The following is a 14,070-nucleotide window of genomic DNA, read 5'->3' on the forward strand; positions in this document are numbered from 1 at the left end:
CCGCGTCAGGGGATCGGGAGCTCCTTGAGCACGACCTTCGTGCCGGTGTTGCGCTCGGAGAGGTCGGCCAGCGCCTGGCGGACCGTCTTGGAGAAGAGGTGCGCGCCCCTGATCGTCGGGTGGATCCGGTCGGACTGCACCTGCTCCGGATGGGCCCGGATGGCGTCGGCCCAGTCGGCCACGGCGACGTTGGGCCGGCCCTTGGCGATGAGGTCGAGGGTGGCGTTGTCGCTGTCGACGCGCGAGAACGGACCCATGATGTTGACGAGGACGACCATGCGGTCGGGCCCGAGGACGTCGAGCACCTGCTTGACGCGATCCTCGTCGACGCCCGCGTTGGTGCCGAAGGCGAGGATCACCGCGCGCCGGTTGGCGGTGCCGCGGGCCGAGACCTCGGTGAGCCCGTCGGACCACCGGCGGTTGGACTTGGCGTCGATGCGGATGCCGGGGAAGTAGTACTGCAGCGCCTGCAGGCTGCCGACCATGATCGAGTCGCCGTAGGCGTCGATCTCCGGGCCCGAGGGCATCGTGAACGACGCGTTCTGTGCCGACGCGGTCCGCGACGCGGACGAGCCCGACGCCGTCGGGAGCACCGAGGCCGACCCCGACGTCGAGCCGGGGGCCGCGGGGGCCGGTGCCCCCGTCGGTCCGCCCGCGGTCGTCGGACCGGCGGTCGGCGCGGTGTCGGCGGCAGCCTCGTTGGCCGCGAGCATGCGGGCGGTCTCGCTCTGGTCGGGGGCGGTGAGCACGATGACGGCGGTGACGACGGCCAGCACCGAGAGGACGCCCGCCAGTCCACGCTTGCCGCGGAGGGTGAGTGTCGACAGGGCTCGTCGCACCGTCGAGGCCACCCCGCGGAAGCCGAGGGTGCGGAACGGCGACTCGACGAACCGGAAGGTCAGGTCGGCCAGGGCGAGCGTCACGAGCACGCACCACAGCCGGGTCAGCAGGTGCGACGTCGTGCCGGGAGCCGAAGGGCTGTCGAGGGCGACGAGGAGGATGACCGGCCAGTGCCAGAGGTAGATGGAGTAGGACCGGGCGCCGACCCAGCTCGCGGCGGGGTGCCGCACCAGCCGCTGGGTCCACGTCACGCCGGCCGGTCGGTGCTCGATGACACCCATGACGAGCACGGCGGTCGCGAGCGACGCCACGACGATGCCGCCGCGGAAGGTGAAGGTCGACTGCTCGTCGAGGAGGGCCATCTCGGCCAGCAGGACCACGAGGGCCAGCGGCACGGCATACGACCCGAGGCGGCCCCAGCGGGACGGCGCCACGCGCCGCGCGAGCTGGGGGCTCGCCCACGCGAACGCGAGGGCCGCGCCGGCCATGAGCCCCATGACGTGGGTGTCGGTGCCGTAGTAGACGCGGGTCGCGTCGGTGCCCGGCGTGAAGAGCGCCGCCATGAGCACCGAGGACGCGAGCCCGACGGCGACGGCGACGCCCACCCGCACGCGGCTCGACACGGCGAGCAGGGCCAGGGTCATGAGCGGCCAGAGGAGGTAGAACTGCTCCTCGACGGCCAGCGACCAGAAGTTCATGAACAGCTGGGGCGCGGTCTGGTCGAAGTAGCTGCTGCCCGCGGTGATCTCGATCCAGTTCGTCGAGAAGGTGAGCGCACCGACCATCTGGCGCCCCACGTCGACGAGCAGGTCCTCGCTGACGGCCCGCGCGATGAGCACGCTCGTCAGGACGCAGAGGACGAGGGCCGGCAGCAGACGCCGGGCCCGGCGCACCCAGAACTGCGACAGGGCGACGCGCCCCGTGCGCTGGTGCTCGCGCACGAGCAGCGTCGTGATGAGGAAGCCGGAGACGACGAAGAAGACGTCGACGCCGAGGAAGCCGCCCGGCAGCCACGACGCGTTGAGGTGGTAGACGACGACACCGACGATGGCGAGGGCCCGCAGACCGTCGAGGCCCTCGATGCGGCCGCCGCGACCCGAGGAGGCGGCGTCAGGACCGGCCGACCCGCGGCGAGGGCGGGCGCGGCCCGATGTCGGTCCGGCCTCCGTGGCCTCCTCGGCGGTCTGGCTCCTGCCAGCCGCCCGTGAAATCGCGGACGTCGTCACGTCGCTCCTTCCGTGGGCGTGCGGTGAGTGGAGTCACCGGTGTGCCTGCCGTGAGCATAGTGACGGGTGGTACCGACACGGCGGCGCCACGCGGCATACCGTGTCGGGGTGGACGAGCGATCGAGCGGACCGGTGGGCGAGACCGTGAGGCGCACGATCTTCGTGCGTGGCGCGGTGCAGGGGGTCGGCTTCCGGTGGTGGACACGGGCGCGCGCCCTCGAGCTGGGGCTCGTCGGTCACGCGCGCAACACGGCCGACGGCCGGGTCGAGGTCGTGGCCCAGGGGCCGGCCGAGGCGGTCGACGCGCTGGAGGCGCTGCTGCGCGAGAGCCCCACGACGACGCGCCGGCCCGGCCACGTCGAGAGCGTCGTCGTGCAGGCGGGCGTTCCGAGGGACGGGACCACGGGTTTCGTCGAGCGCTAGGCCACCTAGGCTGACCGCGTGAGCGACGTGCCAGAGGTCCCTGCCGAGCTCGCTCGGCTGCGCAGCAGCATCGACAACATCGACGCCGCCCTCGTGCACCTGCTGGCCGAGCGCTTCAAGTGCACCCAGCAGGTCGGGCGGCTCAAGGCGGAACAGCACCTGCCCGCAGCGGATCCCCAGCGCGAGGAGCGGCAGATCGCCCGGCTCCGTGCACTCGCCGACAGCGCCGGCCTCGACCCGGTCTTCGCCGAGGCGTTCCTCAACTTCATCATCGCCGAGGTCATCCACCACCACGAGCGCATCGCCAACGGCGACGCGTAGGCGCGCCTGGCCCCGGGTGGCGCAGCGGCGTCAGTAGAGCGTCGCCTCCTGGCGCTCGGGAAGGGCCGCGTCGTAGGCAGCCGCCTCCTCGTCGGAGGAGAAGCCCCCGGCCTCGCGGGTCATGGTGCCCGCCGTCGGCAGGGACGCGGGGTCGACGCGGGCATCGCTGTCCCACAGGTGACTCCGCCTCACCGCTCGGGCGCACTGGAAGTAGATGCGCTCGACCGTGACGACGAGCACCGAGGCCGGCAGGACGCCACGCACCTCGTGCCGGGCCAGCTCCTCCGGGTCGGTCGAGACGACCGCGGTGCCGCGCACGCGCAGCTCCTCGCCGAGGCCCGGCACGAGGAAGATCAGCCCGACCCGAGGGTCGGCGACGACGTTGCGCAGGGTGTCGAGGCGGTGGTTGCCCCGCCGGTCGGGGATGACGAGGGTCCGCTCGTCGCGCACGGCGACGAAGCCCGGGGCGTCGCCCCTCGGCGACTGGTCGAGTCCGCCGTCGCCCACCGTCGCCACGACGACGAACGGAGCGGCGCCGATGATGCGTGCGTGGCTCGGGGTGATCGTCCGCGACTCCTTGGCGAGGCTGTTGGCCGCGGGCGTGCCCGGGTAGACCTCGAGCAGGCGCTCGAGCGAGGTGACGGCATGCTCGTCGGTCAGGTGAGGGGTCACGGGGTCCTGGGCGTCCACCCGTCCACGGTAGGCCGTCGGGTGTCGTCGTGCGCTGTCGTGTGAGCCGTCGTGGGGCAGCGGTATGCCGTCACGCCGGCGCCCGTGCGAACGCGCACGGCGCTCGCCTCCCCGGAGCAGCACCCACCGGCTAGTACGCTGACCGGGATCGCTGGCTGGCTGGACAAAGGATTTCTCGGGTCGTGTACGTCAAGAGCCTCACCCTAAAGGGCTTCAAGTCCTTCGCCTCGGCGACCCACATGCGTCTCGAGCCCGGCATCACCTGCATCGTCGGCCCCAACGGCTCCGGCAAGAGCAACGTCGTCGACGCGCTCGCCTGGGTCATGGGGGAGCAGGGGGCCAAGTCCCTGCGCGGCGGCAAGATGGAGGACGTCATCTTCGCCGGCACCTCCGGCCGCGCGCCCCTCGGTCGCGCCGAGGTCGCGCTGACGATCGACAACACCGACGGTGCGCTGCCGATCGACTACACCGAGGTGACGATCGCCCGCACGATGTTCCGCAACGGCGGCTCCGAGTACGCCATCAACGGCACGCCGTGCCGCCTGCTCGACGTGCAGGAGCTGCTGTCCGACAGCGGCATCGGGCGCGAGATGCACGTCATCGTCGGCCAGGGGCAGCTCGACACCGTCCTGCGGGCCACCCCGGAGGAGCGCCGCGGCTTCATCGAGGAGGCGGCCGGCGTCCTCAAGCACCGCAAGCGCAAGGAACGCGCGCTGCGCAAGCTCGACACGATGGAGGCCAACCTCACCCGGGTGCACGACCTCACCGGTGAGATCCGCCGCCAGCTCGGCCCCCTCGGCCGGCAGGCGGAGACGGCGCGCAAGGCGGCCGTCATCCAGACCGACGCCCGCGACGCACGGCTGCGCCTCCTCGCGGACGACCTCGTCCAGCTGACCTCGACGCTCGAGCAGGAGGTCGCCGACGAGTCGGCCCTCATCGAGCGACGCGCCGAGGTCGAGGAGTCCATCGGGGACCTCGCCCACCGGCTCTCCACCCTCGAGGAGGCGGCGGAGGCCGCCCGTCCGGCCCTGACCCGAGCCCAGGACGAGTACGTCTCGCTGGGCCGGCTCGTCGAGCGCATGGCGTCCACGCGGTCGCTCGCCGCCGAGCGGGTGCGCCTGCTCAGCGAGGACGACGAGTCGGCGGCCGCAGGCCAGGGTCGCGACCCCGAGCAGCTGCGTGCCCAGGCCGCGGAGGTCCGCGAGCAGGAGGCGTACCTCCTCGAGGAGATCGCCGAGGCCAAGGCAGCCCTCGAGGAAGCCGTCCTGAACCGCACCGACGCCGAGCGCGGCCACGCCGAGGAGACCGCACGTCTCCAGCGCGAGGCCCGTGCCGCCGCCGACCGCCGTGAGGGTCTCGCCAAGCTCGGGGGCCAGGTCGGCGCCCGGGCCTCGCGCATCGAGGCCCGCGAGGCCGAGGTCGGTCGTCTCCGGAGCACCATCGAGGCCGCCCAGGCCCGGGCTGCCGACGCCGAGCACGAGTTCTCGCGCCTCGAGTCGAGCGTGGCGCAGGACGAGGAGGGCGAGGAGGGTCTCGACACCGCCTACGAGGAGGCCGCCGCGCGCCTCGAGGCCGCCGAGGCCGAGCTGGCCCGCTGGAAGGAGGCCGAGGCCACCGCCGAGCGCGCCCGCACCACGGCCGCCGCCCGCGTCGAGGCCCTCGGCCTCAGCCTGCGCCGCAAGGACGGCGCCGCCGCCCTGCTCGCCGCCGCCGACGACGGCCACGAGATCCTCGGGTCCGTCGCCTCGCTCGTCACCGTCGAGCCCGGTCTGGAGAATGCCGTCGCCGCCGCGCTCGGGTCCGCCGCCGAGGCGCTCGCGGTCGGCTCCCTCGATGCCGCGGCCGCCGCGCTGGACGCCCTGCGGGACGGCGACAACGGCCGCGCCAGCCTGCTCGTCGCGGAGTCGGCCACCGGGGTCGACCACGCGTCCTGGCCCGCCCTGCCCGACGGGGCCCGCTGGGCCCGGGACGTCGTCGAGTGCCCCGGTTCCGTGCGTCCGGCCGTCGAGCAGGTGCTCGAGCGGGTCGCCCTCGTCACCGACGGCTCGGCTGCTCGCGCGCTCGTGCGCCGCCACGCCGGAGTCACGGCGGTGACGCGCGGCGGCGACGTCTACGCACCCGGCGCGGTGCGCGGCGGCAGCACGAGTGCGCCCAGCCTGCTCGAGCTGCAGGCCGCGCTCGACGACGCGCAGGACGCGATGGCCCGGGCCACTCGCGAGGGCGAGGAGGCCCGCTTCCGCGTGGCCGGCGCCGAGGCCAACCGGGCCGAGCTCGCCGACGCGGTCGAGACCGCCCTGGAGCGGCTCAACGAGAGCGATGCGCGGATGGCCGCGATCGCCGAGAAACTCGGCTCGCTCGGACAGACCCTGCGGGCCGCCCGCGCCGAGGTCGAGCGCACCGAGAAGGCCATCGCCGACGCGATGACGGCCCTCGAGGCCGACCAGACCGAGCACGCCGCCCTGCTCGAGCGGCTCGAGGCCGCGAGCGGTGAGGGTGACTTCGCCGACGAGCCGTCGACCGAGGAGCGCGACCGCCTCGAGGCCGTGGCCCGCGAGGCCCGGGCCTCCGAGACCGAGCTGCGCCTGGCGCTGCGCACCCGTGAGGAGCGGGCGCGTGCCCTCAAGGACCGGGGGGACGCGCTCGAGCGCAGCGCCCGGCACGAGGAGGAGACCCGCCGGCGCCTCGCCGAGAAGACCGCGCGCCGCGCCCGCGAGGCCGCGGTCGCCGATGCCGTGCGCACGGCTGCGACGTGGGCCCACGAGCTGCTCGTCGATTCGGCCGAGCAGGCCGGGCAGGCCCGCGCCGCCGGCGAGGCCGAGCGCACCGAGCGTGACGCCGAGCTGGCCATCGTGCGCCGGGACATCGCGGTCCTGCAGGCCGAGCTGCGCGAGCTGACCGACACGGTCCACCGCGACGAGGTCGCCCGCACCCAGCAGCGCCTGCGCATCGAGCAGCTCGAGACCAAGGCCGTCGAGGAGCTCGGCATCGCGCCGTCCGACCTCGTCGAGGAGTACGGGCCGCACCAGCTCGTCCCGCCCGTGCCCGACCCCGACGCCGACCCCGACGCGCCCCGGCCGGACCCCGTGCCCTTCGTCCGCGACGTCCAGGAGAAGCGCCTGCGCCAGGCCGAGCGCAAGCTGGGCGCCCTCGGGCGGATCAACCCGCTCGCGCTCGAGGAGTTCACCGCGCTCGAGGAGCGCCACAAGTTCCTCACCGAGCAGCTCGAGGACCTCAAGAACTCCAAGCGCGACCTGCTCGACATCGTCAAGGAGGTCGACGAGCGCGTGGAGCGCGTCTTCGCCGAGGCCTTCGCGGACACCGCCGTCCAGTTCGAGCGCGTCTTCCAGCGGCTCTTCCCGGGCGGCGAGGGCCGGCTCGTGCTGACCGACCCGTCCAACATGCTGACCACCGGCCTCGAGGTCGAGGCCCGGCCTCCGGGCAAGAAGATCAAGCGGCTGTCGCTGCTCTCCGGTGGCGAGCGCTCGCTCGTCGCGGTGGCCCTGCTCGTCGCGATCTTCAAGGCCCGCCCTTCGCCCTTCTACATCATGGACGAGGTCGAGGCCGCCCTCGACGACGCCAACCTCGGCCGGCTCATCACCCTCTTCGAGGAGCTCCGCGACAGCTCCCAGCTCATCGTCATCACGCACCAGAAGAAGACGATGGAGATCGCCGACGCCCTCTACGGCGTCAGCATGCGCGGCGACGGGGTCACGACGGTCGTGAGCCAGCGTCTGCGCGACGTCTCCGACCGCTCGGCCTAGCTGCTCGGCCTGACGCCGCCCGGCCGTCCCCTGCCCCAACGCCCGTTCGGGTCGGGGACGGGCGCTTTGGAGTTGCCAAATCGTCACTTCATGCTATTTGCGCCACGCCAGTCACATGCGTCACTCTTGTCACATGGTCTTCCTGGTCATCTCGATGCTCGTCGTCACCGTGCTCGGTGTCGCGGTCGTCGGCGTCGTCGCGGTGCCGGCGCACCGTGGCGGCCGCGACCTGCTCACCTCGAAGGGGGAAGGGGTCGCGCGCTCGGCACGTCGCCGCGCCGCCACCCTCGGTCGACCGCGCGCCCGCACCCACTAGGGCCGCAACCGACCGCCTGCCCACCACCCTCGACCACCGGCGCCCACCGGTGGTCGAGCCGTATCCGGGCATCGCGGCCCGGCCTCCGCCACCGCCTCGGCCGTGCCTCCGCGGCACCCTCCCGACGCTCGCTGCAGGTCCTCGGCACGCGCCGGCCACAGCCTCTCCGCCCGGCTCGCGGGCGGACAGGAGGCCGCCGCGGCCGTGGTTGGATGGCTGACGTGGACACAGTCTTGATCTACGTCATCCTCGGCGTCGCCATCGTGCTCGGAGCCGTCGGCTACGGCGTCAGCCTCCTCCGCGGACGCGGCCGCACCCTCGAGCGCCAGGCGCCTCCCGCGCGGCCGGGCCTGCCCGCCGAGGACCTCGACCGCCGACCACCCACCGCAGGCACCGACACCGTCGAGGCGCCCGAGGCGCCGGGTGCGCCGGGTGCACCGGCTGAGGTCGAGCAGCCGACCGCACCCACCGCCCCCGAGCCGACCCTCGAGCGCCCCGAGTCGGCGCGCGGGCGCCTGCAGCGCCTCCGTGCGCGGCTCGCGCGCTCCAACTCCTCCATCGGCCAGGGCCTGCTGGCCCTGCTCTCGCGCGGCAAGCTCGACGAGCAGGCCTGGGAGGAGGTCGAGGACACCCTCATCTCCTCCGACCTCGGGGTCGAGGCGACGATGGAGCTCGTCGACTCGCTGCGCACCCGCGTCAAGGTCGACGGGACGACCGACGAGGCCACCGTCCGGGCTTGGCTCCGTGAGGACCTGCTCGCCCTCGTCCAGCCCGACATGGACCGCCGGATCGCGAGCAGCCGCGTCGGTGACCGGCCCGCCGTCATCCTCGTCGTCGGCGTCAACGGCACCGGCAAGACGACGACCGTCGGCAAGCTGGCGCGCGTCCTCGTCGCCGAGGACCGTGAGGTGCTGCTCGGCGCCGCCGACACCTTCCGCGCCGCGGCGGCCGACCAGCTCGAGACCTGGGGCGCCCGTGTCGGCGTCGCGACCGTCCGCTCCGACAAGGACAACGCCGACCCCGCCGCCGTCGCCTTCGACGCGGTCAAGGCCGGCATCGACGAGGAGGTCGACGTCGTCATCATCGACACGGCCGGCCGCCTGCACAACAAGGTCGGCCTCATGGACGAGCTGGGCAAGGTCAAGCGCGTCATCGAGAAGCAGAGCGAGATCGACGAGGTCCTGCTCGTCCTCGACGCCACGACCGGCCAGAACGGGCTCCAGCAGGCCAAGGTCTTCTCCGAGGCGGTCGACGTCACCGGCATCGTGCTGACCAAGCTCGACGGCACCGCCAAGGGTGGCATCGTCGTCGCGGTCCAGCGCCAGCTCGGCGTCCCGGTCAAGCTCGTCGGTCTCGGTGAGGGACCCGACGACCTCGCACCCTTCGACCCCGAGGCCTTCGTCGACGCCATCGTCATGTGACTCTGCCGGTCGCGACGCCACGTCGCCACCCCGCGTATGCCGTCCGGCCCAGCCGGGCGGCATACGTGCGCCCCGCGGGGCGTCCGGTGTGCGGGACCGTCCAGCGGGCGGTCGGGGGAGTCCACGATCCGGACGTCCACGGAGGGGGAAACCATCCGCTAACACGGCCCACCCGTTGTTGACATGCCTGTAACAAACGGCGCCGTCGCCCGACATCCGGCCCGTCCATCGTTCTCGCCATGAGCGCACTTACCTACGTGACGGCGGACAAGCCGTTCACCGACAGCGGGAACACCGCGTGGGTCCTGGCAGCGGCCGCCCTGGTCCTGTTCATGACGCCCGGTCTCGCCCTCTTCTACGGCGGCATGGTCCGCACCAAGAGCGTCCTCAACATGATGATGATGTCGTTCATCACGATGGGCACGGTCGGCACGGTGTGGATCCTCTGGGGCTACAGCGAGACGTTCGGCAACGACGTCGCGGGTGGCCTCATCGGCAATCCCTTCGAACACTTCGGGCTCAAGGGCGTGCTCGATGCCATCTACGGCTTCGTACCGGCCGCCGGTGGCACGCCGGCAGCGGGCGGCATCCCCGGTGGTGCCTTCGTCGCCTTCCAGGTCGTCTTCGCCATCATCGCGGTGGCTCTCGTCTCCGGCGCCATCGCCGACCGGGCCAAGTTCGTCACGTGGACCGTCTTCACGGTCATCTGGGCGACGCTCGTCTACTTCCCCGCGGCCCACTGGGTCTTCGCCTTCAACGGCTTCGCGGCCGAGACGGGCGGCTGGATCGCCAACAAGGCGGACGGGCTCTTCCTCGGTGGCGCCGGCGCCTACGACTTCGCCGGTGGCACGGCCATCCACATCAACGCCGGTGTCGCCGGCCTCGCCCTCGCGATCCTGCTTCGCAAGCGCGTCGGGTGGCCCAAGGAGCCGATGCGTCCGCACAACCTGACCCTCGTCATGATCGGTGCCGGCATCCTGTGGTTCGGCTGGTTCGGCTTCAACGCCGGCTCTGCGCTCAGCGCCGGCACCCTGGCCTCCGGCGTCTGGGTCAACACCCTCGGTGCCACCTGCACGGCCATGCTCGGCTGGCTCATCACGGAGAAGATCCGTGACGGCCACGCCACCTCCCTCGGTGCGGCCTCCGGTGTCGTCGCCGGTCTCGTCGCCATCACCCCGGCCTGCGCCACCGTCTCCCCGTGGGGCGCGCTCGTCGTCGGTCTCGCGGCCGGTGTGGGCTGTGCCCTCGCCGTCGGCCTCAAGTTCCGCTTCGGCTTCGACGACAGCCTCGACGTCGTCGGCGTGCACCTCGTCGGCGGCCTCATCGGCACCCTGCTCATCGGCTTCTTCGCCGACGCGACCAACAGCCCGACCGGCACGGCGGGCCTGAAGATGAACGACGGTCTCTTCTTCGGCGGAGGCCTCGGACAGCTGTGGGCCCAGACCCTGGGGGCGGTCGCGGTGCTGATCTACTCCTTCGTCGTAACCTTCGCCATCGGCTGGGTCCTGCACAAGACCATGGGCTTCACCATCTCCGAAGAGGAGGAGGTCAGCGGCATCGACCTGCTGGAGCACGCGGAGACCGCGTACGACCTCGGCTCGTTCACGGGTGGCAGCCGTAGCCTGCCCACCTCGGGCATCGTGGCCGAGCGAACCCGACAGCCCGTCGCCGACGAGCCGTCCTCCAAGGAAGGGGCATCCGCGTGAAGCTCATCACCGCCATCATCAAGCCGCACCAGCTCGACGAGGTGAAGGAGGCGCTGGAAGCCTTCGGGGTGGCCGGCATGACCATCAGCGAGGCCAGCGGCTACGGCCGGCAGCGCGGCCACAGCGAGGTCTACCGCGGCGCCGAGTACACCGTCGACTTCGTGCCGAAGGTGCGCCTCGAGGTCCTCGTCGACGACGTCGACTCGACCGACGTCCTGGAGGTCATCCTCAAGGCGGCCCAGACCGGTCGCATCGGGGACGGCAAGATCTGGTCCGTCCCGGTCGACGACGTGGTGCGGGTCCGCACCGGCGAGCGGGGTGTCGACGCTCTCTGAGCGTCGGCGCACCACTCGGCACGACACCGAAGACCACCACACACGCACCACAAGGGGACGGCGAGACCTGACATGACGGATGTGACCTCACGACGTCTCGACCTCGCCGGCACCCGCACCTTCGCGACGCCCGGCGCCGGCCAGACCCGGCGCCGGGCGCTCGCGGAGTTCGGGTTCGGCTGGCTCCAGGAGCTCTGGCGCGAGGCCTGCGCCGGACGCCGGCACGAGGGCGTCGCCCTCGCCGCCGTCGGCTCCCTGGCCCGCGGCGACGGCGGACCGCTCAGCGACTACGACCTGGTGCTCGTGCACCACCCGCGTGGCCTGTCGGGCAAGGAGGTCGGCGCCTTCGCCGACAAGCTCTGGTACCCGATCTGGGACGCCGGGGTGCGGCTCGACCACAGCGTCCGCACCGTGGCCGACTGCCGGGCCGTCGCGTCCGACGACCTGTCGGCCGCGGTCGGACTGCTCGACCTGACGCACGTGGCGGGTGACGCCGACGTCGTCAACGCCGCCCGCTCGACGGTGGCGCACGACTGGCGGGCCAACGCCCGCACCCGTCTCGGCGAGATGCAGGACTCGGTGGTCCAGCGGCACGCCCGCCAGGGAGATCTGGCCCACCTCATCGAGCCGGACCTCAAGGAGGCCCACGGCGGGCTGCGCGACATGTCGGTCCTGCGGGCCCTGACGGCGGCGTGGCTGACCGACCGGCCCCACGGTGAGGTCGACGAGGCCTACGAGCGCATCCTCGACGTGCGAGACGCCATCCACGTCGTCACCGGGCGCGGCCGGGACCGGCTGACCCGCGACGACCAGGACGCGTGCGCCGCGCTGCTCGGCTACACCGACGCCGACGACCTCCTCACCGACCTCTCGACCTCGGCCCGCACGATCGCGTATGCCGTCGACGGCACCCTGCGTCGCGCCATGCAGTCCCAGCGGGCGAGGACGCTGCGTGTCGGGCCGAGGCGCCCGCAGCTCGCGCCGCTCGGCTACGGCCTCTACCGGCACGACGGCGAGGCGGTCCTCGGGCCGTCGGCCGACCTGTCGTCGGACCCGATCATCCCGATGCGCGCCGCCGTCGTCGCCGCCCGAAGCGGCATCCCGCTGTCGCCGACGACGCTGAAGAACCTCGCCGCGACCGCGCCGGGCCTGCCGGAGCCCTGGCCCGAGGTCGCCCGCAACCTCTTCGCCGACCTGCTGGCCTCTGGCCCCGGGCTCGTCACCGTCTGGGAGGGCCTCGACCTCGCCGGCGTCGTCGAGCGGTGGATCCCGGAGTGGCAGGCGGTCCGCAGCCGGCCGCAGCGCAACGCCGTCCACCGCCACACCGTCGACCGGCACCTCATCGAGACCGTCGTCGCGGCGAGCGGCATGGTCCGTGACGTCGCGCGCCCCGACCTGCTCATGCTCGCGGCGGTCCTCCACGACATCGGCAAGGTGCCGGGGTCGCAGGACCACTCCGTGACGGGGGCCGAGCTCGCCGACACGGTGCTCCAGCGGATGGGCGTCACGGACGCCGACCGCCGGATCGTCGTGAGCCTCGTGCGCGAGCACCTCACCCTCGTCGAGCTCGCCACCCGCCGGGACCCCGAGGACCCCGCGACCATCACCGCGCTGTCCGACGCCGTCGGCGGCTCGGCCACGACCCTCGACCTGCTGCGCGCCCTCACCGAGGCGGACGCGTCGGCGGCCGGCCCCAAGGCCTGGAGCGACTGGCGAGCCGGACTCGTCCAGCGGCTCTACGAGGCCTGTCGCACGGCCCTGACCGCCCAGAGCAACCAGACCGAAGGAGAGGGGGCGCTCGTCGTGGAACCGATCGAGACCCTGTCGCTCTCCGACGACGCCCTCGACCTGATCGCGTCCGGAGAGCCCTACGTCACCGTGTCGTCCCTCGGTGGCGCACACCGCATCGACATCATCGACCGCGACCGCGCGGGCCTGTTCGCCGACACCGCGGGCCTGCTCGCCGCACACGGCTTCGTCGTGCGGTCGGCCATCGTGCGCACCGTCGACGGCCTCGCGGTCAACGAGTGGTGGGTCGACTCGCCGGGCGGCGAGACGCCGCTGCCACCGGTCATCGCCCGCGACCTCGTACGGGTCGGCAAGGGCGACCGCTCACCGTTGGGCAAGCTCCAGCGGCGCAAGTCCAGCGGGGTGCGCAGCCCCGGCTCGGGTTCGGTCGACTCGACGCGGGCCATGGTCATCAGCAGCGCGTCCGAGAGCGCGACGGTCATCGAGGTCCGCGCGACCGACCGGCCGGGGCTGCTCCAGGACATCGGCATCACGCTCGCCCGGGCGTCGCTGTCGGTGCGCTCGGCCCACATCGCCACGTATGCCGGCCAGACGCTCGACACGTTCTACGTGACCGAGTTCGGCGGGGGACAGCTCGCGCCGGCCCGGGCTGCGCAGGCGGTCGCGATGATCATCGACACCTGCGACGCCGACTGACCCGCCGGAGCGCGTGGACGAGGCGGTTGACGGGACGCAGGGCCGTGAGGCGCGCTCCACCGGGCGTGGCTCGCCCTGACCGTCCCGTCAACGGTCCCGGCTCGACGCCGGTCGATCGGTCGATCGGTCGATCGGTCGTCAGTCGACGAGGTCGGCCTCGCGCAGGTGCTCGAGGACGAGCCGGTTGGCGGGCGAGACGCGATCGGCGTCGGCCGAGCCGAGCCACGCGATCTCCTCGATCTCGCGGGACGGCGCGACGTCGCCGGCGTGGTCGGCGGTGTAGCATGTCAGCCGCACGACGCGGCTGTCCGGACGCGCGTCGGCCGGTGCCTCGACCGTGAGCCGGTGGACGGCGCTCGCGGGGTCGATCCGGACCCCGAGCTCCTCCCCGATCTCGCGGACGAGCGTCTCGGCGTCGCTCTCGCCCGCCTCGCGCTTGCCGCCCGGCACGTAGAACAGCTCGCGCCCGGCGCTCCGCGCGACGAGCAGCCGCCGGTCGACGACGTGGATCCATGCGATCTTGTCGATGAGCTCAGCCATCGGACCAACGTAACCGGCGTGCGTCAGGGCGCACACGGCATACCTC

Annotated in this window: 11 protein-coding genes; 8 read left to right on the forward strand and 3 right to left on the reverse strand. The window is 72.9% G+C overall.

Features of this window, described 5'->3' with window-relative positions:
- Window positions 1–5: 5 nt before the first annotated feature.
- Window positions 6–2,066, reverse strand: coding sequence for an acyltransferase family protein (locus tag TAE01_RS03410; protein ID WP_147063401.1), 2,061 nt, complete (start codon window positions 2,064–2,066; stop codon window positions 6–8).
- 108 nt (window positions 2,067–2,174) lie between these two features.
- Here TAE01_RS03410 and TAE01_RS03415 point away from each other — a divergent pair, with 108 nt between their 5' ends.
- Window positions 2,175–2,489 (forward strand): acylphosphatase, encoded by a 315-nt coding sequence (locus TAE01_RS03415; RefSeq protein ID WP_246111111.1) that lies wholly within the window; start codon window positions 2,175–2,177, stop codon window positions 2,487–2,489.
- Window positions 2,490–2,507: 18 nt separating this feature from the next.
- Complete coding sequence (locus TAE01_RS03420) at window positions 2,508–2,810, forward strand: chorismate mutase (protein ID WP_147063403.1); 303 nt, start codon at window positions 2,508–2,510, stop codon at window positions 2,808–2,810.
- A gap of 30 nt (window positions 2,811–2,840) precedes the next feature.
- Here the strand turns inward: TAE01_RS03420 and TAE01_RS03425 are convergent, their stop codons facing one another.
- On the reverse strand, window positions 2,841–3,500 hold the full coding sequence (locus TAE01_RS03425; protein ID WP_246111112.1) for an MSMEG_1061 family FMN-dependent PPOX-type flavoprotein: 660 nt from the start codon (window positions 3,498–3,500) through the stop codon (window positions 2,841–2,843).
- Window positions 3,501–3,682: 182 nt separating this feature from the next.
- On the opposite strand from TAE01_RS03425, the gene smc reads away from it, so the two are divergent.
- The 6 genes from smc to TAE01_RS03455 all read left to right on the forward strand — a co-directional run bounded on the left by smc (window position 3,683) and on the right by TAE01_RS03455 (window position 13,484).
- Window positions 3,683–7,261, forward strand: coding sequence for a chromosome segregation protein SMC (gene smc / locus TAE01_RS03430; RefSeq protein ID WP_147063405.1), 3,579 nt, complete (start codon window positions 3,683–3,685; stop codon window positions 7,259–7,261).
- Between the two features lie 133 nt (window positions 7,262–7,394).
- Window positions 7,395–7,577: a hypothetical protein gene (locus TAE01_RS03435; protein WP_147063407.1), complete on the forward strand. Its 183-nt coding sequence runs from the start codon at window positions 7,395–7,397 to the stop codon at window positions 7,575–7,577.
- A 212-nt stretch (window positions 7,578–7,789) separates the two neighbouring features.
- Window positions 7,790–8,998 (forward strand): signal recognition particle-docking protein FtsY, encoded by a 1,209-nt coding sequence (gene ftsY / locus TAE01_RS03440; RefSeq protein WP_147063409.1) that lies wholly within the window; start codon window positions 7,790–7,792, stop codon window positions 8,996–8,998.
- Window positions 8,999–9,237: 239 nt separating this feature from the next.
- Complete coding sequence (locus TAE01_RS03445) at window positions 9,238–10,704, forward strand: ammonium transporter (protein ID WP_147063411.1); 1,467 nt, start codon at window positions 9,238–9,240, stop codon at window positions 10,702–10,704.
- The gene (locus TAE01_RS03450; RefSeq protein WP_147063413.1) at window positions 10,701–11,039 is read left to right on the forward strand and encodes a P-II family nitrogen regulator; all 339 of its coding nucleotides are present in this window, start codon (window positions 10,701–10,703) and stop codon (window positions 11,037–11,039) included. The genes TAE01_RS03445 and TAE01_RS03450 overlap by 4 nt, the downstream gene beginning before the upstream one ends.
- Window positions 11,040–11,111: 72 nt before the next feature.
- Window positions 11,112–13,484, forward strand: coding sequence for a [protein-PII] uridylyltransferase (locus TAE01_RS03455; protein WP_147063415.1), 2,373 nt, complete (start codon window positions 11,112–11,114; stop codon window positions 13,482–13,484).
- Between the two features lie 138 nt (window positions 13,485–13,622).
- On the opposite strand, the gene TAE01_RS03460 is transcribed toward TAE01_RS03455, so the two are convergent.
- The gene (locus tag TAE01_RS03460) at window positions 13,623–14,024 is read right to left on the reverse strand and encodes an NUDIX hydrolase (protein WP_147063417.1); all 402 of its coding nucleotides are present in this window, start codon (window positions 14,022–14,024) and stop codon (window positions 13,623–13,625) included.
- Window positions 14,025–14,070: the final 46 nt, after the last annotated feature.

The organism is Terrabacter aerolatus, assembly GCF_007991735.1.
In the GTDB taxonomy this organism is placed as follows: Bacteria; Actinomycetota; Actinomycetes; order Actinomycetales; family Dermatophilaceae; genus Terrabacter; species Terrabacter aerolatus.